Below are 20,480 nucleotides of genomic sequence, written 5' to 3'. Positions count from 1 at the left end.
TCCTACATGACCTCGCTCGACAGCTTCAAATGCAAAAAGACTCTCAAGGTCGGCGCCAAGACCTATGTCTATTACAGCCTGCCCACCGCCGAGAAGAATGGTCTGAAGGGAATTTCGAAACTTCCCTATTCGATGAAGGTCCTGCTCGAGAATTTGCTGCGCAACGAGGACGGCCGCTCGGTCAAGAAGGAAGACATCGTCGCGGTCTCGAAATGGCTGCGCAAGAAGTCGCTGGAGCATGAGATCGCCTTCCGCCCGGCGCGGGTGCTGATGCAGGACTTCACCGGCGTGCCCGCGGTGGTCGATCTTGCCGCGATGCGCAACGCGATGCAGAAGCTCGGCGGCGAGCCTGAGAAGATCAACCCCTTGGTGCCCGTCGACCTCGTCATCGACCACTCTGTGATCGTGAACTTCTTCGGCGACAACAAGGCCTTCGGCAAGAACGTCACCGAGGAATACAAGCAGAACCAGGAGCGCTACGAGTTCCTGAAGTGGGGCCAGAAGGCGTTCTCGAACTTCTCCGTCGTGCCGCCCGGCACCGGCATCTGCCACCAGGTCAATCTCGAATATCTGGCCCAGACGGTCTGGACCAAGAAGGAGAAGATGACCGTCGGCAAGAAGACCGGCACCTTCGAGGTGGCCTATCCCGATTCGCTGGTCGGCACCGATTCGCACACCACCATGGTCAACGGACTTGCCGTGCTCGGCTGGGGCGTCGGCGGCATCGAGGCGGAAGCCTGCATGCTCGGCCAGCCGCTGTCGATGCTGCTGCCCAACGTCGTCGGCTTCAAGCTGAAGGGCGCGCTGAAGGAGGGCGTCACCGCGACCGACCTCGTGCTCACCGTGACGCAGATGCTGCGCAAGCTCGGCGTGGTCGGCAAGTTCGTCGAGTTCTTCGGCCCTGGCCTCGACCACCTCTCGGTCGCCGACAAGGCGACGATCGCCAACATGGCGCCCGAATACGGCGCGACCTGCGGCTTCTTCCCGGTCGATGCCGCCGCGCTCGATTATCTCAAGACCTCCGGCCGTGCCTCGGCCCGCGTCGCGCTGGTGCAGGCCTATGCCAAGGCCCAGGGCCTGTTCCGCACCGCCAAGTCGCCCGACCCCGTGTTCACGGAGACGCTGACCCTCGACCTCGGCGACGTCGTGCCGTCGATGGCCGGCCCGAAGCGTCCCGAAGGCCGCATCGCGCTGCCGACCGTCGCCGACGGCTTCTCGCTCGCGCTTGCCAGCGAGTACAAGAAGGCCGAGGAGCCGGCCAAGCGCTTCCCCGTGGAAGGCAAGAACTTCGACATCGGCCATGGCGACGTTGTGATCGCCGCCATTACCTCCTGCACCAACACCTCGAACCCGAGCGTGCTCATCGGCGCCGGCTTGCTCGCGCGCAATGCGGCTGCGAAGGGCCTCAAGGCCAAGCCGTGGGTGAAGACCTCGCTCGCCCCGGGCAGCCAAGTGGTCGCGGAATATCTCGCCAATTCCGGTCTGCAGCCCGATCTCGACAAGGTCGGATTCAACCTGGTCGGCTTCGGCTGCACCACCTGCATCGGCAATTCCGGTCCGCTGCCCGAGGAGATCTCGAAGTCGATCAACGACAACGGCGTCGTCGCGGCCGCCGTGCTCTCCGGCAACCGCAACTTCGAAGGCCGCGTCTCGCCGGATGTGCAGGCGAACTATTTGGCCTCGCCGCCGCTGGTGGTCGCCTACGCGCTCGCGGGCAGCGTCACCAAGAACCTCGCCACCGAGCCGCTCGGCGAGGGCAAGGACGGCAAGCCGGTGTACCTGAAGGACATCTGGCCGACGACCAAGGAGATCAACGCCTTCATGAAGAAGTTCGTGACCGCGTCGATCTTCAAGAAGAAGTACGCCGACGTGTTCAAGGGCGACACCAACTGGCGCAAGATCAAGACGGTCGAGAGCGAGACCTATCGCTGGAACATGTCTTCGACCTATGTGCAGAACCCGCCCTACTTCGAAGGCATGAAGAAGGAGCCGGAGCCGGTCACCGACATCGTCGAGGCGCGCATCCTCGCCATGTTCGGCGACAAGATCACCACCGACCACATCTCGCCGGCCGGCTCGATCAAGCTCACCTCGCCCGCCGGCAAATATCTCAGCGAACACCAGGTGCGTCCGGCCGACTTCAACCAGTACGGCACGCGCCGCGGCAACCATGAAGTCATGATGCGCGGCACCTTCGCCAACATCCGCATCAAGAATTTCATGCTGAAGGGCGCGGACGGAAACATCCCCGAGGGCGGCCTGACCAAGCACTGGCCCGACGGCGAGCAGATGTCGATCTACGACGCCGCGATGAAGTACCAGGAAGAGAAGGTGCCGCTGGTGGTGTTCGCCGGTGCCGAGTACGGCAACGGCTCCTCGCGCGACTGGGCCGCCAAGGGCACGCGCCTGCTCGGCGTGCGCGCCGTGATCTGCCAGAGCTTCGAGCGCATCCATCGCTCCAACCTGGTCGGCATGGGCGTGCTGCCGCTGACCTTCGAGGAAGGCACCTCCTGGCAGTCGCTTGGGCTGAAGGGCGACGAGAAGGTGACCATCCGCGGCCTCGTCGGCGACCTCAAGCCGCGCCAGAAGCTGACCGCGGAGATCGTCTCCGGCGACGGTTCGCTGCAGCGCGTTTCGCTGCTCTGCCGCATCGATACGCTGGACGAGCTCGACTACTACCGTAACGGCGGCATCCTGCACTACGTGCTGCGCAAGCTCGCGGCGTAAACGCGGATTTGTGAATGATGGCTCACTGCGAAGTGAGTAGAAGCCTTAACGAAGGCGGCCTATCAAAGGCCGCCTTCGCGCGTTTGCGGTACGCTTCAGATGGGCCCGCCCGGCGGAAAACCTCCCTTTGGACGGTGGCCCGGATGGATGAATGTACCGCGCCCCGTAAGACTACGGTGACCATCCGGCGATAAGATTTCCCCCTGAGAGCAACGGTGTGCGGCGTTCGACATGACGACAATGACGGCTTCCCATCTGATTCCACGTTGGTCCGGCGCCCTCTGGTCGGGAGCTCTCGGCATATGTGCGATCATCGCCGTCATTCGTCCTGCCCAGGCTGAACCCCGCGCCGTCGTCGAATTGTTCACCTCGCAGGGCTGCTCCTCCTGCCCGCCCGCCGATCAGATCATCGGCGATCTCTCCAAGGACCCCTCCGTGATCGCGCTGAGCATGCCGATCGATTACTGGGACTATCTCGGCTGGAAGGACACGCTGGCGGATTCGCGCTTCTCTGCACGGCAGCGTGCCTATTCGCGCATGCGCGGCGACCGCGAGGTCTACACGCCGCAGGTCGTGGTCAACGGCTCCACCCATGTCATCGGCAGCGATCGCGCCGGCATCGAGAACGCGATCGGCAAGACCGACAAGGGCACCGGCGTGATGAGCGTGCCGGTGACGATGTCGCTCTCGGGCAAGCAGATCAACGTCTCGGTCGCCGCCAGCAAGGAGCCCGCGGTCTCGCGCGGCGAGGTCTGGATCTGCTCGATCGCCAAGTCGGTGCCGATCGCGATCACCCGCGGCGAGAACAAGGGACAGCAGGTCACCTATCACAACGTGGTGCGTAGCCTGCTCAAGGTCGGCGACTGGACCGGCCGCCCGGAGAGCTGGACGGTGCCGATCGAGAACCTCACGCGCGACGGCGTCGACGGCGCAGTGGTCTACGTCCAGGACGGCAGCCGCGAGCGACCGGGCCCGATGCTGGGTGCGGCGTACACGTCGCTGCATTGAAGCGCAGATCTTCTTGAGACATCAGTCTCTCGTCATTCCGGGGCGCGCCACTTGGCGCGAGCCCGGAATCCATCAATCCCATTATCCGAGCTGAGAAATGGATTCCGGGCTCGCGCTTCGCGCGCCCCGGAATGACGGGCGCCGGAAACATCCCGGCACAAACAAAAAAGGACCAACTTGCGTTGGCCCTCCTTGTCGTGCGTACAGACCCGATCCTGTTCGACCCCGGGGGGCTGGGGGCTGAGGAATCCGGAACCGAAAGGACCGGGTCAACGCACGTCACCCTTTTCGCAGTGCAGGGCGGCAGGCGGTTGGCGGAAAAGCGGCGATACTATGATTCCTGCTAACGATCCCGTGACGGTTTGCCGCGACGGAGTTCCACCCTTGCGTGTGCCCTGTTGGACGCCGATTCGATGGGGCGAGCCCCTTGCGATGCGGAACGGTTGGCGCAATCATGCAATTGTCACGAACGCGGTTCCGGGGACGATCTTGGCGGACGCGGGTCATAGCCGTGCGATGAGGAGGCGCTTCCCATGAGTCTGACGTCGGAGGATGCCGACCCGAGCGAGCAGCGCGCGGCGGCGCGTCCTGCCGCGGTGCATGCGCAGCCGAACCGGGTGACGTTCAACCGGATCGAGTTGCACCGGATTCTCAATCTCTACGGCCGCATGGTCGCTGACGGCGAGTGGCGCGATTATGCCATCGACTTCCTGAAGGACCGCGCCGTGTTCTCGGTCTATCGCCGCGCCTCGGAAGTGCCGATCTATCGCATCGAGAAGGACCCGCGCCTGGCGCGCAAGCAGGGCATGTACAGCGTGATCTCGGCGACCGGCCTGATCCTGCGCCGCGGCCACGAGCTCGAGCGGGTGCTGCTGGTGATCGATCGCAAACTGGCGGTGGTGTAGACGAACGAACGGTGCCGTAGGGTGGGCAAAGGCGCGTAGCGCCGTGCCCACGCGCTTTCTCTAGTGCGGCGAACGGTGGGCACGCTTCGCTTTGCCCACCCTACGACATCTACTTTGTCGGCACCGTGCTTGCGCCCTCGCCGAGGTCGCGTTGCATCATCACGGTGTCCAGCCAGCGGCCGAATTTCAGCCCGACACTGGGATGCGTGCCGATCATCTTGAAGCCGCACCTCGTGTGCACGCCGATCGATCCGGTATTGGCGGAATCGCCGATGACAGCGATCATCTGACGGAAGCCGCGCGCCTCGCATTCGGCGATCAGCCGTTCCAGCAGCATTGACCCGACGCCGCGGCGGTGGAAGGACGGATCGAGATAGATCGAGTTCTCCACCGTGAAGCGATAGGCCGGCCGCGGCCGGTAGGCGCCGGCATAGGCATAGCCGGCCACGCGCCCGTCCAGCATGGCGACGAAATAGGGATAGCCGCCGTCGATCAGCGCGCGATAGCGGCGCGTCATTTCGGTGAGGTCGGGCGGCTCCAGCTCGAATGTCGCCGTGCCCTCGCGGACGGCCTGCTGGTAGATGGCGGTGACGGCGGGAAGGTCGGCCTCGGTGGTGGGCCTGATATCGGGTGCGGACATGGGGGAAGGATAGAGCCTTCGTCCGACTGCTGGAAGGGGTTCCGCCGCCTCCGCAGCGTCATTGCGAGCGCAGCGAAGCAATCCAGAAATGCATCCGCGGAGGGACTCTGGATTGCTTCGTCGCATCAGAGCAAAATTGCTGCGCAATTTTGTCGCGAGCTCCTCGCAATGACGAGGAGAGCCCGTACCCCCAAACGAAAACCCCGGCCTTTCGGCCGGGGTTCGTGTCCGTTCTCTCGTCTCAGAGCTTACTCGCGCTGGCCGAGGAGCTGCAGCAGCAGCGTGAACAGGTTGATGAAGTTCAGGTACAGCGACAGTGCGCCGGTGATGGCCGAACGCTCTGCGACTTCACCGCCGGCCGAGGCATAGCCGTAGATATAGTCGTTCTTCAGCCGCTGGGTATCCCAGGCGGTCAGGCCCGAGAACACCAGCACGCCGACCACCGACACGATGAACTGCAGCATCGAGCTGGCCAGGAACAGGTTCACCAGGCTGGCGAGAACGATGCCGATCAGGCCCATGAACAGGAACGAGCCCATGCCGGTCAGGTCACGCTTGGTGGTGTAGCCGTAGAGGCTCAGCGCACCGAAGGTCGCCGCGGTGATGAAGAACACCCGCACGATCGAGGTGTGCGTGAACACCAGGAAGATCGACGACAGCGAGATGCCCATCAGCGCCGCGAACACCCAGAACAGGATCTGGGCGGTCGAGGGGGCCAGACGGTTGATGCCCGCCGAGATCACGAACACCATCGCGAGCGGCGCTAGGATGAACAGCCACTTCAGGGGGCTGACGAACATGGCGTAGCCGAACGGCGTCAGGAACACCTTGCCGACGCGAACGGCGTCCGCCGTCGGAACGTCGGTCACGGCGGCCATGTAGACGCCGAGCGCGGCAAGGCCGGTGATGGCCAGGCCAATGGTCATGTAGTTGTAGATGCGCAGCATATAGGCGCGCAGGCCGGCATCGACCGTCGCGGCGTCAACACGCCCGGCGGCCCTGCCGAAAGGAGAAGCGTAGTTACGGTCTAGGTCCGACATGGTCGAATTCCCGTTGGTTGGTCCGGTCCGGCACGAGGGTCGCCATGCCGCCGGTTCGTCAAATTCTATCTCGGAGACCGCTGCCAGCCGATTTAATTTTGGCTCACAATCGGGACTCCGAACCCATCCGATATGTGGGAAACTAACACATTCGCCGCAACCTTCCACGCGCGGCTGAATGTCGCCCTCGGCGTCAATCCTGACGCGAAGCTGACGGGGGTAGCGTGGTTAATCGCGGAAACCGGGCCGATTCCGGGCAGCTCGATCCGCCGCTACATTTTGTCACAAATTTCGCAACACCGTCGCGGGCTTTTTGTTCAATGCCAGCAGCGTGCCGGCAAGCCCGAGCCCGACGGTCACGACCAGCGCGGCGGCGACCACGCCGGCGGCGCTGCCGGCCTGCCAGACGAAGCTCAGCGTCATCAGCCGCGTCACGATCAGCCAGGCCGCGATGCTGCCCGCGATCACCCCGAACACCGCGGTAGCAAGGCCGATCAGGAGGTATTCGAGGGCATAGGCGCCGAGCAGCCGCAGCCGCGTCGCGCCCAGGGTCTTCAGGATAACCGCGTCATAGACCCGGTGGCGGTGGCCGGCGGCGAGCGCCCCGCCCAGCACCAGGATCGCCGAGATCAGCGTCACGGCGCTGGCGCCGCGGATCGCCAGGGCCAGATTGGTCACCACGGAGCCGACCGTCTCCATCACCTCGCGCACGCGCACACTGGTCACCATCGGATAGGCGTCGGCGACCTCCTTGATGATCTTGCCGTCGCCCGCCTTTCCGCCCGCTTCCGTCAGCGTCGCGATATGGGTGTGCGGCGCGCCCTTGAAGGCGTTGGGCGAGAACACCAGGACGAAATTGATGCCGAGACCCTGCCAGTCGATCGTGCGCAGATTGCTGATCTTGGCCGGGATGTCGCGGCCGAGCACGTTGACCACCACCTCGTCGCCGAGCTTGAGGCCGAGCCCGTCGGCGATCTTCTTCTCCAACGAGACCAGCGGCGGGCCGGAATAATCAGCGCGCCACCATTCGCCCTCGACCACCTTGGAGCCCTTCGGCAGCTCGGCGGTGTAGGTCAGGCCGCGATCGCTCTGCAGCACCCATTCGGAATCCGTGGTCGGCTTGAGCTCCTCGGCGCGCACCCCGCGCGCGGCGACGATGCGTCCGCGCAGCATCGGCACGTCCTCGATCCTGGCGCCGGGGGCGATCTGGCGCAGATAGCCATCGAACTGCTCGGCCTGCGCGCTCGGAATGTCGATGAAGAAGAACGATGGCGCCTGGTCGGGGAGCGCCGCCAGGAACTGCCGGCGCAGATTGCCGTCGATCTGGGTGATGGTGACGAGCACGGCGAGCCCGAGTCCCAGCGACAGCACGACGGACGGCGTCAGCGCGCCCGGCCGGTGGATGTTGGCGATCGCAAGCCGCAGCATCGGCAGCCGCGTCCGTGGCAGCCGTCGCGCGATTGTCATCAGCAGGGCGGCGATGCCGCGCAGCAAGGCGAACACGACCACTGAGGAGGCCACGAACACCGCGGCGATGCGCCTGTCGAACGACAGGCCGATCACGACCGCGATGAGGAGTGCGATCACGACGGCCATGAACACGAGATAGCTCGCGCGTGGCCGGTGCCATTCGGAGCTGATGGTGTCGCGGAACAGCGCGGCCACCGGCACGTCGTGCACGCGCGCGAGCGGCCACAGGCCGAAGGCGAGCGCGGTGAGGAGGCCGTAGAGAAAGGACAGCGCGAGCTCGTCGGTGTGCACGGCCGGCACCACCGGCAGCGGCAACAGCTTGCCGAACAGGCCAACGATCGCAAAGGGCATCGCGGCGCCGAGCGCCAGGCCGATCACGGAGCCGATCGCGGCCAGCAGGACCACTTGCGCCAGATAGATGCCGAACACGTCCCGGCCGGTGGCCCCGACGGCCTTGAAGGCAGCGATCACCTCGAGCTTGCGGTCGATGTGACTCTTGACGGCATTGGCGACGCCGACGCCGCCGACCAGCAGCGCGGCAAGGCCGACTAGGGTCAGGAACTGCGTGAAGCGGTTGATGTTGCGCTCGAGCTGCGGCGAGGCATTGGAGCGGCTGCGGATCTCCCAGCCGGCCTGCGGCGCGGCGCTGCGCGCATCCGCGATGAAGGCTCCGGTGGCGCGCTCGTTGTTCGCGGCCTCCGGCAGCTTGACCCGGTAGACCCAACGCACCAAGCTGCCGGGCTGGATCAGGCCGGTGGCGCGCAAGGCCGCCTCGCTGATCAGAAAGCGGGGCCCGAAGCCGATGCCGCCGGCGAGCTTGTCGGGCTCGGCCTCGACGGTGGAGCGGATCTGGAACGTTGCGGACCCGATCGTGACGCGGTCGCCGGTCTTGAGAGAAAGCCGCGCCAGCAGCGTCGGATCGGCGGCAGCGCCGAACGCGCCGTCACGTTCCGCGAGCAGATCGGACATCTCCAGCTGCGGCGCAAGCTTCAACTTGCCGAGCATCGGATAGGTGTTGTCGACCGCCTTCATCTCGACCAGCGCCAGCTTGCCGTCAGCCGAACGCGCCATGCCGCGCAAGGTCGCAGCCGCCGACAGCGTGCCGCGCGAACGCAGGAACGCGACCTCTTCCGGCTTGGCCTCGCGCTGGAACAGCACGAAGGAGACGTCGCCGCCGAGCAGCGTGCGGCCCTCGCGCGCCAGACCGTCGCTCAGGCTCGCCGACACCGAGCCGACGCCGGCAATCGCCATCACGCCGAGCGCGATGCAGGCGATGAAGACGTAGAAGCCGCGCAGGCCGCCGCGCAATTCGCGCAAGGCGTAGCGCAGCGACAGCGCAACGGCGTTCGGCTTCGCGAACGATTCGGCCACGGCGCTCATGCGGGCGCAGACTGCGTGTCGATGCGCCCGGAGCGCAGGCGGATGACGCGATCGCAGCGATGCGCGAGCGAGGAATCGTGCGTCACCAGCACCAAGGTCATGCCGCGCTCGGCATGTTTGCTGAACAGGAGATCGACGATCTGCTTTCCGGTTGCTTCGTCGAGATTGCCGGTCGGCTCGTCGGCGACGAGGATCGCGGGATCGGGTGCCAGCGCGCGGGCGAGCGCGACGCGCTGCTGCTCGCCGCCGGAGAGCTGGGTCGGATAATGATGCAGGCGGTCACCGAGCCCGACCGATTGCAGCTCCTCTGCCGCGCGCTTGGCGGCATCGGGGTTGCCGGCGAGCTCGAGCGGCACAGCGACGTTCTCCAGCGCCGTCATGGTCGGGATCAGGTGAAAGGACTGGAAGACGATGCCGACCTGGCGGCCGCGGAAGCGCGCCAGCGCGTCCTCGTCGAGGGCATTGAAAGGCGTGCCATTCACCACCACCTCTCCGCTATCAGGACGTTCCAGCCCCGCCATCACCATCAGCAGCGTGGATTTGCCCGAGCCTGACGGGCCGATCAGGCCGATCGTCTCGCTCCGGCCGACCCGCAGGCTGATATCCTTGAGGATGTGAACGCGTGCCGCGCCCGTGCCCAATGAGAGGTTGACGTTGGAGATGGCGATGGTGTCCGCGGTAGCGGCGAGCGAAGAGGGGTCGATGCGAGTGTCCATGGTCCGGTCATATGGCAAGTCCGCACGCGGGGTCGAGAGGCGTTACGGATTGTTCATGCACATAGCCGTGTTGATGCTCGCCGTCATGACGATGGCGAACCCCGCTTGGGCGGGTGCGACAAAACCGGTCAAGCTCGTCGTCCTCGGCGATTCCCTGAGCGCGGGCCTTGGCCTTCCGGCCCAGGAGGCGTTCCCCCAAAAGCTTCAAAAAGCCTTGCGGGCCAAAGGCATAGAGGTCGACATGACCAATGCCGGGGTGTCCGGCGACACCACCTCTGGCGGCCGCGACCGGCTCGACTGGTCGGTGCCCGATGGAACTGACGGTGTCATCGTCGAGCTCGGCGCCAATGACGCGCTGCGCGGCATCGATCCCGACGTGGCGCGCGCCGCGCTGACCGACATCATCCAGCGGCTCAAGGCGCGCAAGATTGCGGTCATGCTCTGCGGCATGCTGGCGCCGCCGAATTACGGCGCCGAATACGCCGCGCGCTTCAATTCGATTTATCCGGATCTGGCGAAGACATTCGACGTGCCGCTCTATCCGTTCTTCCTCGAAGGCGTCGCGGCCGAGGCCAAGCTCAACCAGGCCGACGGCATTCATCCGACCGCTGAAGGCATCGACATCATCGTCGGCAGGATCATGCCCATGGTGGAGGCATTCATTGGCACGATCGCTGAGCAACGGCGTTGAAAACCAGGCAGCGCGAACCCTAATTCCCAGGGTTTTACCGGGGTGAAGCGCGGCATGCTTCGCAGAGTCACACAACTGCGATAGGAATCAGGGTACCGGTGATTCGTCGCCGGCTCTAATTTGGATATGGTCTCGCTGTTCGAGCACCGTACCCAAGCATCGGGAGTGCGAAACGATGCCGCGTTTGTTCACGGGTCTGGAAATTCCGGCCGAAATCGGCCAGTCGCTTTCCAACTTGAGGGGTGGCCTCCCCGGCGCCCGCTGGATCGATCCCGAAAATTATCACGTCACCCTGCGCTTCATCGGCGACATCGACGGCGCTTCCGCCAACGAGATCGCCTCGATGCTGTTTCGCGTCGACCGAAAGCCGTTCGAGGTGAAGGTGCAGGGGCTCACCAGCTTCGGCGGCCGCAAGCCCCGCGCGGTGGTCGCCACGATTGCGCCGAGCAAGCCGCTGATGGAATTGCAGGCCGAGCTCGAGCGCATGATGCAGCGGATCGGCCTCGACCCGGAGGGACGCAAGTTCATTCCGCACGTCACGCTCGCGAGGCTGCACGACGCTTCCGACCGCGACGTCGCCGACTATCTCTCGCTGCGCGGCTATTTCCCGAGCAAGGCGTTCATGGCCGAACGCTTCGTGCTGTTCTCCTCGCGCGCATCGACGGGCGGCGGCCCGTATGTGGTCGAGGACGCCTACGAGCTGTGTGAGTAGGTTTTCACTTCGGGGCGCTATGGCGGCGGCGCCGCGCCTGGCCGGCTCACGTCGGTCTTCGCAAAGTCCGCGCCTTTGAACAGCAGTGGCTCGTTGCGGGTCAAGGCCAGCGCGTAGGAACAGCAATCCCCGTAGTTGAGCGACGCGGCGTGTCGCCCCTTTCCATAACGCCGCCAGGCGCGCCGTGCTGCATCGGCTTGTCCGGCATCGACTGCCACGATCTCGGCGCCGATCTTGACGAGCCAGAGATCAAGCTCGCGCCCGCCCGCATCACCTAATCGTGTCTCGATCACCATCGTTGCTTCAAGCACCGTTGCCGCTGAGATCAGGCGGATCGGATCATCCACGATCAGTCGCTCGATATCCGCTGCGTCGTCTTCGTTGAGCGCGATTGCCACGATCGCCGACGCATCGATCACCATCAGCGTGGCAATCCGTGCTCGTCATATCCGAGAATTTCCTCCGGTGTGCGGTCGTCCAGAAATCGCATTTCGCTCCAACGTCGTCTGATCTCGGCCAGATCTTCGAGCAACACGTCTTTGTTTTTCTGACCGCCAAGGCGACGCAATCGCTCCTCAATGGCGCGCCGGGTTGCTGTGGTAATGTTCTCCCCGGTCAGTTGCGCCAGGCTTCGCGCCAATTGCTCCGTTTCGGGGTCCTTGATGCTAAGCGCCATTTCGAGTTCCTTGGTTCCTTAATAGGTATATTCTAGCCGCCTAGGAGCGCAAGAACAGTTCGTTGGGAGAACCGGCATCGCGAGCGCGAGGGACAGGCCGCATACGCCCGTTGCGCCAAAACGCAGTTGCAATTTCCGTCCGTCTCTGGCGGTAAAGAGCCATGCTCTCCACCCCAAATCCCTCATTCCGCGAGGCCTACCAGGCCGAGATCGCGTCCGGCGCGATCGAGCCGGATGCCGCGCAGGCCGAGGTTGCCGAGGCCTATGCGGCGCTGGACCTGCGGCTTTCGACCTACAAGCCCGCCCGCAAGCAAGGCCTGCTCAGCCGGCTGTTCGGCTCTGGCGACAAGGACGAGGCGCCGCGCGGGCTCTACATCCATGGCGAGGTCGGCCGCGGCAAGACCATGCTGATGGACCTGTTCTTCCAGCACTCATCGGTCGAGCACAAGCGCCGCGCGCATTTCCACGAGTTCATGGCGGACGTGCACGAGCGAATCTACGATTATCGCCAGAGCATCGCGCGCGGCGAGATCGCCGACAGCGACGTCATCGCTCTAACGGCCAATGCGATCTTCGAGGAGAGCTGGCTGCTCTGCTTCGACGAATTCCATGTCACCGACATCGCGGATGCGATGATCCTGGGCCGCCTGTTCGCCAAATTGTTCGAGCTCGGCACCGTCGTGGTCGCGACCTCCAACGTCGCGCCCGACGATCTCTACAAGGGCGGTCTCAACCGCTCGCTGTTCCTGCCCTTCATCAAGCAGATCACCGACCACATGGACGTCGCGCGGCTCGATGCGCGCACCGACTTCCGCCTGGAGAAGCTGCAGGGCGTGCCGATGTGGCTGACACCGGCCGATGGCGATGCGGATGCCGCGCTCGATCGCGCCTGGAAGCGGATGACGGGCGGCGCCAAATGCCGCTCGCGCGACATTTCGATCAAGGGCCGCATTCTGCACGTGCCCTGCTCGGCCCATGGCGTGGCGCGGTTCTCCTTCGCCGACCTCTGCGAGCAGCCGCTCGGTGCATCCGACTACCTCAGGCTGGCCCACGACTATCACACCCTCCTGGTCGACCATATTCCAGTGATGGACCTCTCCCAGCGCAACGCGGCCAAGCGCTTCATCACCCTGATCGATACGCTCTATGACAACGCCGTGAAGCTGATGGCCTCGGCCGACGCCAATCCGATCTCGCTCTACCTCGCGACCGATGGCACCGAGGCCATGGAGTTCAACCGGACCGCCTCGCGCCTGATCGAAATGAGCTCGGAATCCTATCTGGCGCTGCCTCACGGCCGCAAGGATTCCACCGCCAGCGGCTCGACCAAGGGTCTGGTGGAGACTTAAGTCCTATCCCCGCCGTCATTCCGGGGCGTCGCAAAGCGACGAGCCCGGAATCCATACTCCGGATGGTGGTTATGGATTCCGGGCTCGCGCTTCGCGCGCCCCGGAATGACGGCCGGGGTATGCTGGCTGCTATCTCGGCAAGCCCGACAATTGGGCATTGGGCGACTTGAACGGGGGAGGCGAAAGGGATAACCACCCGTCTCAGTTTCCCCTCCTTACGTGTCTAAAGGACAGGTTCACATGGCGCGCGACAAGATTGCTTTGATTGGCTCCGGCCAGATCGGCGGAACGCTGGCTCACCTCATCGGCCTGAAAGAACTGGGCGACGTCGTGATGTTCGACATCGCCGAGGGCGTGCCGCAGGGCAAGGCGCTCGACATCGCGCAGTCCTCGCCGGTCGACGGCTTCGACGCCCACTATACCGGCGCGAACTCCTATGAGGCGCTCGACAACGCCAAAGTCTGCATCGTCACCGCCGGCGTGCCGCGCAAGCCCGGCATGAGCCGCGACGACCTCCTTTCGATCAACCTCAAGGTCATGGAGCAGGTCGGCGCCGGCATCAAGAAGTACGCCCCCGACGCCTTCGTCATCTGCATCACCAACCCGCTCGATGCCATGGTCTGGGCGCTGCAGAAGGCTTCGGGCCTGCCGCACAAGAAGGTCGTCGGCATGGCCGGCGTGCTGGATTCGGCCCGCTTCCGCTACTTCCTCGCCGACGAGTTCAACGTCTCGGTCGAGGACGTCACCGCCTTCGTGCTCGGCGGCCACGGCGACACCATGGTGCCGCTGGTGAAGTACTCCACCGTCGCCGGCATCCCGCTGCCCGACCTCGTCAAGATGGGCTGGACCTCACAGGCGCGCCTCGACGAGATCGTCGACCGCACCCGGAACGGCGGCGCCGAGATCGTCAACCTGCTCAAGACCGGCTCGGCCTTCTACGCCCCTGCCGCCTCCGCGATCGCGATGGCCGAGAGCTATCTGAAGGACAAGAAGCGCGTGCTGCCCTGCGCCGCCTATCTCAACGGCGAGTACAGCGTGAAGGACATGTATGTCGGCGTGCCCGTCGTGATCGGCGCCAAGGGCGTCGAGCGCGTGGTCGAGATCGAACTCGCCGGCAAGGACCGCGAGGCGTTTGACAAGTCGGTCGGTGCCGTGCAGGGCTTGGTCGATGCCTGCAAGAAGATCGCACCCGATCTTCTCGGCCGCTAAGGCAAAGCAATACCCGCCGAAGATCGAAACCCGGTCTTCGGCGATTTCACTTCCGGACCCCGGCTGACCGGGGTGGGGTTCCGGTCTCGGCAGATCTCGATTGTCAAAGAATCCGGGTTGCAGTTCCTGTGGTATATGGTATGCCAGCCACAAGACTGAGGTGGGCCCATGAGGTCACCGCCCGCGGGTTCAGGGAGCGACCATATGAATATCCATGAATATCAGGCCAAAGCGCTGCTGCATGAATTCGGCGTTCCGATTTCGCGCGGCGTAGCGGTTCTCAAGGCCTCGGACTCCGACGCCGCCGCAAGACAGCTTCCCGGCCCGGTCTGGGTGGTGAAGAGCCAGATCCATGCCGGCGGGCGCGGCAAGGGCAAGTTCAAGGAGGCATCCGCCGGCGACAAAGGCGGCGTCCGCATCGCCAAGTCGGTGGAAGAGGTCAACGAATTCGCCAAGCAGATGCTGGGCGCGACGCTGGTCACCGTGCAGACGGGACCTGCCGGCAAGCAGGTCAACCGCCTCTACATCGAGGACGGCTCCGACATCGACAAGGAATTCTACCTCTCGATCCTGGTCGACCGCGAGACCTCGCGCGTCTCCTTCGTGGTGTCGACCGAAGGCGGCGTCAACATCGAGGACGTCGCGCACAACACGCCGGAGAAGATCGTGACCTTCTCGGTCGATCCGGCGACCGGCATCATGGGCCATCACGGCCGCACGGTCGCGAAGGCGCTGAATCTGTCCGGCGACCTCGCCAAGCAGGCCGAGAAGCTCACCGCGCAGCTCTACGCGGCCTTCGTCGCCAAGGACATGTCGATGCTGGAGATCAATCCGCTGGTCGTGACCAAGCAGGGCGAGCTCCGCGTGCTCGATGCCAAGGTGTCCTTCGACGACAACGCCCTGTTCCGCCATCCCGAGATCGCGGTGTCGTTGCGCGATCTGACCGAGGAAGACGCCAAGGAAATCGAGGCGTCGAAATACGATCTCAACTACGTCACGCTCGACGGCAATATCGGCTGCATGGTCAACGGCGCCGGTCTCGCCATGGCGACGATGGACATCATCAAGCTCTACGGCATGGCGCCGGCGAACTTCCTCGACGTCGGCGGCAGCGCCAGCAAGGAGAAGGTCGCGGCCGCGTTCAAGATCATCACCGCCGATCCCAACGTGAAGGGCATCCTGGTCAACATCTTCGGCGGCATCATGAAGTGCGACGTGATCGCCGAGGGCGTCACGGCTGCGGTTCGCGAGGTCGGCCTCAGCGTGCCGCTGGTGGTCCGCCTCGAAGGCACCAATGTCGAGCTCGGCAAGAAGATCATCCGTGAATCCGGGCTGAACGTGGTGCCGGCCGACAATCTCGACGACGCTGCGCAGAAGATCGTGAAGGCCGTCAAGGGAGGCTAGCGCCATGGCCCAAGACCATCTCGCCGCATCATCTCCACTCCCCGAGCACGCGCGCCTCGCCGCGTTCGCCGGCGAATGGGTTGGTGAGGAGATGGTCTTCCCGTCGCGCTGGACGGCGGGCGGGCCGGCGACCTCGCGCACCGTCGCGCGCATGGATCTCAACGGGTTCTATCTGATCCAGGACTCGGTCCAGATGCGTGACGGCAAGCAGGTCTTCGCCACCCACGGCATCTTCACCTTCGACCGCGACGACCGGACCTACAAATTGTTCTGGTACGACTCGCTCGGCTACACGCCGCCTTCGCCCGCCTCAGGCGGGTGGGCCGGCAAGACCCTGACGCTGGTGCGCGGCTCGCTCCGCGGCAATGCGCGCCACGTCTACGAGATCATCAATGAGGATTCCTACTCGTTGAAGATTCAATTCTCGCCGGACGCGGAAGGCTGGTCCGACGTCCTCACCGGCGTCTACCGCCGCATCCACTGACCCACTCACTCTGTTAGTTTCGCGAAAGCAGACCTCATGTCCATCCTGATCGACAAGAACACCAAGGTCATCTGCCAGGGCTTCACCGGCAAGAACGGCACGTTCCACTCGGAGGCCGCGATCGCCTACGGCACCAAGATGGTCGGCGGCACCTCGCCGGGCAAAGGCGGCTCGACGCATCTGGGCCTGCCGGTGTTCGACACCGTGCGCGAGGCACGTGAGAAGACCGGCGCCGACGCGTCGGTGATCTACGTGCCGCCGCCGGGCGCAGCCGACGCGATCTGCGAAGCCATCGACGCCGAGGTCCCGCTGATCGTCTGCATCACCGAGGGCATTCCTGTGATCGACATGGTTCGCGTCAAGCGCTCGCTGCTCGGCTCCAAGTCGCGCCTGATCGGGCCGAACTGCCCGGGCGTCATGACCGCGGGCGAATGCAAGATCGGCATCATGCCCGCCAACATCTTCAAGACCGGCTCGGTCGGCATCGTCTCCCGCTCGGGCACGCTGACCTATGAAGCCGTGTTCCAGACCTCCCAGGAGGGCCTCGGCCAGACCACCGCGGTCGGCATCGGCGGCGACCCGGTCAAGGGCACCGAGTTCATCGACGTGCTGGAGATGCTGCTCGCCGACCCCAAGACCGAATCGATCATCATGATCGGCGAGATCGGCGGTTCCGCCGAGGAGGACGCCGCCCAGTTCCTCAAGGATGAGGCCAAGCGTGGCCGCAAGAAGCCGATGGTCGGCTTTATCGCCGGCGTTACCGCGCCTCCCGGCCGCCGCATGGGCCATGCCGGCGCCATCATCTCCGGCGGCAAAGGCGACGCCGGTTCCAAGACCGAGGCGATGAAATCCGCAGGGATTACAGTGTCCCCGTCGCCCGCCCGCCTCGGCCACACGCTTGCCGAAAAGTTGAAAGGCTAATTCACTCCTTCGTGCTTTTCCGGGCGAAGTTTCGCAGCAAATAGGGTAAAGGGTGCCTGTCGCGTCGAGCCCTGTCGGGGGAGCTCGGCGCCAGCGCCGTTTGTTATGCGCGAACCGAAATCGCCAGGAACTCAAGTATGTCTCGCCAGGACGCGAACGCAGCCTTTGCCCTGTCATCCTTTTTGCAGGGCACCAATGCCACCTACATCGACGAAATCTACGCCCGCTACCAGAAGGACCCGTCCTCGGTCGATGCCGAGTGGCAGGAGTTCTTCAAGAGCCTGAACGACGCGCCGGCCGACATCAGCAAGAACGCGGAAGGCCCGTCCTGGGAGCGCGACAACTGGCCGCTGACCCCGAAGGATGACCTGACCTCCGCCCTCGACGGCAACTGGGCCGAGGTCGAGAAGGCCGTCGGCGCCAAGATCGCCGCCAAGGCGCAGGCCAAGGGGGCCGACATCTCCTCCGCCGACGTGCTTCAGGCCACGCGCGATTCCGTCCGCGCCCTGATGCTGATCCGCTCCTACCGCATGCGCGGTCACTTCCACGCCAAGCTCGATCCGCTCGGCATCGAAGCCCAGCGCAACCGCGAAGAGCTCGATCCCCGCACCTACGGCTTCAGCGAAGCCGATTTCGACCGCAAGATCTTCCTCGATCACGTGCTCGGCCTCGAATACGGCACCTTGCGCGAGATCACCGCGATCTGCGAGCGCACCTACTGCCAGACGCTCGGCGTCGAGTTCATGCATATCAGCAACGCCGCGCAGAAGGCCTGGATCCAGGAGCGCATCGAGGGACCCGATAAGGAAATCTCGTTCACGCGCGAGGGCCGCAGGGCCATCCTGCAGAAGCTGATCGAGGCCGAAGGCTTCGAGAAGTTCTGCGACACCAAGTTCACCGGCACCAAGCGCTTCGGCCTCGACGGCGGCGAATCCCTGATTCCCGCGCTTGAGCAGATCATCAAGCGCGGCGGCAATCTCGGTGTGAAGGAAATCGTGCTGGGCATGCCGCATCGCGGCCGCCTCAACGTGCTGACCCAGGTGATGGGCAAGGCGCATCGCGCGCTGTTCCACGAGTTCAAGGGCGGCTCGGCCAATCCCGACGCGGTCGAAGGCTCCGGCGACGTCAAGTATCACCTCGGCGCCTCCTCGGACCGCGAGTTCGACGGCAACCGCATCCACCTGTCGCTGACCGCCAACCCCTCGCATCTCGAGATCGTCGATCCCGTCGTGCTCGGCAAGGTCCGCGCCAAGCAGGACCAGCACGGCGATCCCCCGGACATGCGCATCTCGGTGATGCCGCTCCTGATGCACGGCGACGCCGCGTTCGCCGGCCAGGGCGTGGTCGCGGAGTGTTTCGGCCTGTCCGACCTGAAGGGCTACCGCACCGGCGGCTCCGTGCACTTCATCGTCAACAACCAGATCGGCTTCACCACCTATCCGCGCTACTCGCGCTCCTCGCCCTATCCGTCGGACGTGGCGAAGATGATTGATGCGCCGATCTTCCACGTCAACGGCGACGATCCGGAAGCCGTCGTGTTCGCGGCCAAGGTCGCGACCGAATTCCGGCAGAAGTTCCACAAGCCCGTCGTCATCGACATGTGGTGTTATCGCCGCTACGGCCACAATGAGGGCGATGAGCCGGCCTTCACCCAGCCGGTGATGTACAAGCGGATCGCGGCCCATCCCTCGACGCTGACGCTCTACTCCAAGCGCCTGATCGCGGAAGGCGTCGTCACCGAGGGCGAGGTCGACAAGCTGAAGGCGGACTGGCGCGCCCGGCTCGATGCCGAGTTCGAGGCCGGCACCTCCTACAAGCCGAACAAGGCCGACTGGCTCGACGGCAAGTGGGCGGGCTTCAAGATCGCCGACCAGGAAGAGGATGCGCGGCGCGGCGTCACCGGCGTCGACATCGCTACGCTGAAGGACATCGGCCGCAAGATCACCAAGGTGCCGGACGGTTTCCGCGTTCACCGCACCATTCAGCGCTTTCTCGATAACCGCGCCAAGGCGATCGAGAGCGGCAACGGCATCGACTGGGCGACCGGCGAGGCGCTGGCGTTCTGCTCGCTGCTCAACGAAAACCACCACGTCCGGCTGTCCGGACAGGATTCGGAACGCGGCACCTTCTCGCAGCGCCATTCGGTCCTGATCGATCAGGAGGACGAGAGCCGCTACACGCCGTTCAACCATCTCGGCCACGAGCAGGGCCATTACGAGGTCATCAACTCGCTGCTGTCGGAAGAGGCCGTGCTCGGTTTCGAATACGGCTATTCGCTCGCCGAGCCGAACACGCTGACGCTGTGGGAAGCCCAGTTCGGCGACTTCGCCAACGGCGCGCAGGTCGTGTTCGACCAGTTCATCTCGTCGGGCGAGCGCAAATGGCTGCGCATGTCCGGTCTGGTCTGCCTGTTACCGCACGGCTATGAGGGCCAGGGGCCGGAGCACTCCTCGGCGCGCCTCGAGCGTTACTTGCAGATGTGCGCGGAAGACAACATGCAGGTGGTCTACCCGACCACGCCGGCGAACTATTTCCACGTGCTGCGCCGGCAGCTGCATCGCGAGATCCGCAAGCCGCTGATCATGATGACGCCGAAGTCGCTGCTGCGTCACAAGCGGGCGGTGTCGCGCCTCGACGAGCTCGCGAAGGGCACGACCTTCCACCGCATCCTCTACGATGACGCCCAGATGCTGCCAAACGAGGCGATCAAGCTCGTCCCCGACGAGAAGATCCGTCGCATCGTGCTGTGCTCCGGCAAGGTCTATTACGACCTCTACGAGGAGCGCGAGAAGCGCGGCATCGACGACATCTACCTGATGCGAGTCGAGCAGCTCTATCCGGTGCCGCTGAAGGCGCTGGTGGCCGAGCTGTCGCGCTTCAAGAAGGCCGAGATGGTGTGGTGCCAGGAAGAGCCCCGCAACATGGGTGCCTGGCACTTCATCGAGCCCTATCTGGAATGGGTGCTGAACCAGGTGAACGGCGCGAGCCGGCGTCCGCGTTATGTCGGCCGCGCCGCTTCCGCCGCGACCGCCACGGGTCTGATGTCCAAGCATCAGGCTCAGCTGAAGGCGTTCCTGGACGAAGCACTGAGCTGACCGAAATTCCAATTGTCATGCCCCGCGAAGGCGGGGCATCCAGTACGCCGCGG

General features: G+C 64.6%; 17 protein-coding genes. 11 read left to right on the top strand and 6 right to left on the bottom strand.

The window, feature by feature from the left end:
• The first annotated feature begins 6 nt into the window (after nt 1-6).
• The 3 genes from acnA to ABIA40_RS29630 all read left to right on the top strand — a co-directional run bounded on the left by acnA (nt 7) and on the right by ABIA40_RS29630 (nt 4,640).
• Nucleotides 7-2,727 (top strand): aconitate hydratase AcnA, encoded by a 2,721-nt coding sequence (gene acnA, locus ABIA40_RS29640; protein ID WP_036008823.1) that lies wholly within the window; start codon nt 7-9, stop codon nt 2,725-2,727.
• A gap of 231 nt (nt 2,728-2,958) precedes the next feature.
• Entirely contained in the window at nt 2,959-3,735 is a 777-nt protein-coding gene (locus tag ABIA40_RS29635) for a thioredoxin family protein (RefSeq protein WP_157286493.1), read from the top strand.
• Between the two features lie 533 nt (nt 3,736-4,268).
• Nucleotides 4,269-4,640, top strand: a complete 372-nt coding sequence (locus ABIA40_RS29630) for a DUF2794 domain-containing protein (RefSeq protein WP_157286492.1) — start codon at nt 4,269-4,271, stop codon at nt 4,638-4,640.
• 109 nt (nt 4,641-4,749) lie between these two features.
• Here the strand turns inward: ABIA40_RS29630 and ABIA40_RS29625 are convergent, their stop codons facing one another.
• From ABIA40_RS29625 to ABIA40_RS29610, 4 genes are all read right to left on the bottom strand, one after another.
• Nucleotides 4,750-5,280: a GNAT family N-acetyltransferase gene (locus ABIA40_RS29625; protein WP_404544751.1), complete on the bottom strand. Its 531-nt coding sequence runs from the start codon at nt 5,278-5,280 to the stop codon at nt 4,750-4,752.
• A gap of 248 nt (nt 5,281-5,528) precedes the next feature.
• Nucleotides 5,529-6,320 carry a Bax inhibitor-1/YccA family protein gene (locus tag ABIA40_RS29620; RefSeq protein ID WP_157286490.1) on the bottom strand — a complete coding sequence of 264 codons (792 nt, stop codon included), beginning with the start codon at nt 6,318-6,320 and terminating at the stop codon, nt 5,529-5,531.
• A gap of 282 nt (nt 6,321-6,602) precedes the next feature.
• Nucleotides 6,603-9,170, bottom strand: coding sequence for an ABC transporter permease (locus ABIA40_RS29615; RefSeq protein ID WP_404544749.1), 2,568 nt, complete (start codon nt 9,168-9,170; stop codon nt 6,603-6,605).
• Complete coding sequence (locus ABIA40_RS29610; RefSeq protein ID WP_057026565.1) at nt 9,167-9,886, bottom strand: ABC transporter ATP-binding protein; 720 nt, start codon at nt 9,884-9,886, stop codon at nt 9,167-9,169. Before ABIA40_RS29610 ends, ABIA40_RS29615 begins: the two co-directional genes overlap by 4 nt.
• 55 nt (nt 9,887-9,941) lie before the next feature.
• Here ABIA40_RS29610 and ABIA40_RS29605 point away from each other — a divergent pair, with 55 nt between their 5' ends.
• Together ABIA40_RS29605 and thpR are read left to right on the top strand one after the other, a co-directional pair.
• On the top strand, nt 9,942-10,577 hold the full coding sequence (locus ABIA40_RS29605) for an arylesterase (protein WP_404546393.1): 636 nt from the start codon (nt 9,942-9,944) through the stop codon (nt 10,575-10,577).
• 175 nt (nt 10,578-10,752) lie between these two features.
• Nucleotides 10,753-11,289, top strand: coding sequence for an RNA 2',3'-cyclic phosphodiesterase (thpR, locus tag ABIA40_RS29600; protein ID WP_027572985.1), 537 nt, complete (start codon nt 10,753-10,755; stop codon nt 11,287-11,289).
• Between the two features lie 17 nt (nt 11,290-11,306).
• On the opposite strand, the gene ABIA40_RS29595 is transcribed toward thpR, so the two are convergent.
• Both ABIA40_RS29595 and ABIA40_RS29590 read right to left on the bottom strand, forming a co-directional pair.
• Nucleotides 11,307-11,711 (bottom strand): type II toxin-antitoxin system VapC family toxin, encoded by a 405-nt coding sequence (locus ABIA40_RS29595; RefSeq protein ID WP_404544747.1) that lies wholly within the window; start codon nt 11,709-11,711, stop codon nt 11,307-11,309.
• Nucleotides 11,711-11,965, bottom strand: a complete 255-nt coding sequence (locus ABIA40_RS29590) for a type II toxin-antitoxin system VapB family antitoxin (protein ID WP_404544746.1) — start codon at nt 11,963-11,965, stop codon at nt 11,711-11,713. The genes ABIA40_RS29595 and ABIA40_RS29590 overlap by 1 nt, the downstream gene beginning before the upstream one ends.
• A gap of 161 nt (nt 11,966-12,126) precedes the next feature.
• Here ABIA40_RS29590 and zapE point away from each other — a divergent pair, with 161 nt between their 5' ends.
• The 6 genes from zapE to ABIA40_RS29560 all read left to right on the top strand — a co-directional run bounded on the left by zapE (nt 12,127) and on the right by ABIA40_RS29560 (nt 20,427).
• Nucleotides 12,127-13,314, top strand: coding sequence for a cell division protein ZapE (gene zapE / locus ABIA40_RS29585; protein WP_271543589.1), 1,188 nt, complete (start codon nt 12,127-12,129; stop codon nt 13,312-13,314).
• 240 nt (nt 13,315-13,554) lie between these two features.
• A complete protein-coding gene (gene mdh, locus ABIA40_RS29580; RefSeq protein WP_025032846.1) occupies nt 13,555-14,523 on the top strand; it encodes a malate dehydrogenase in 969 nt (322 codons plus the stop codon).
• Between the two features lie 204 nt (nt 14,524-14,727).
• A complete protein-coding gene (sucC, locus tag ABIA40_RS29575; RefSeq protein WP_036008785.1) occupies nt 14,728-15,927 on the top strand; it encodes an ADP-forming succinate--CoA ligase subunit beta in 1,200 nt (399 codons plus the stop codon).
• Between the two features lie 4 nt (nt 15,928-15,931).
• Nucleotides 15,932-16,411, top strand: a complete 480-nt coding sequence (locus ABIA40_RS29570) for a DUF1579 family protein (RefSeq protein WP_271543593.1) — start codon at nt 15,932-15,934, stop codon at nt 16,409-16,411.
• 36 nt (nt 16,412-16,447) lie between these two features.
• The gene (gene sucD, locus ABIA40_RS29565; RefSeq protein WP_036008780.1) at nt 16,448-17,332 is read left to right on the top strand and encodes a succinate--CoA ligase subunit alpha; all 885 of its coding nucleotides are present in this window, start codon (nt 16,448-16,450) and stop codon (nt 17,330-17,332) included.
• A gap of 137 nt (nt 17,333-17,469) precedes the next feature.
• Entirely contained in the window at nt 17,470-20,427 is a 2,958-nt protein-coding gene (locus tag ABIA40_RS29560; RefSeq protein WP_404544743.1) for a 2-oxoglutarate dehydrogenase E1 component, read from the top strand.
• The last annotated feature ends 53 nt before the right edge of the window (nt 20,428-20,480 follow it).

The sequence above is a fragment of the Bradyrhizobium sp. USDA 223 genome, from assembly GCF_044909005.1.
In the GTDB taxonomy this organism is placed as follows: Bacteria; Pseudomonadota; Alphaproteobacteria; order Rhizobiales; family Xanthobacteraceae; genus Bradyrhizobium; species Bradyrhizobium yuanmingense.
This window is presented reverse-complemented; position numbering and strand designations above follow the sequence as displayed.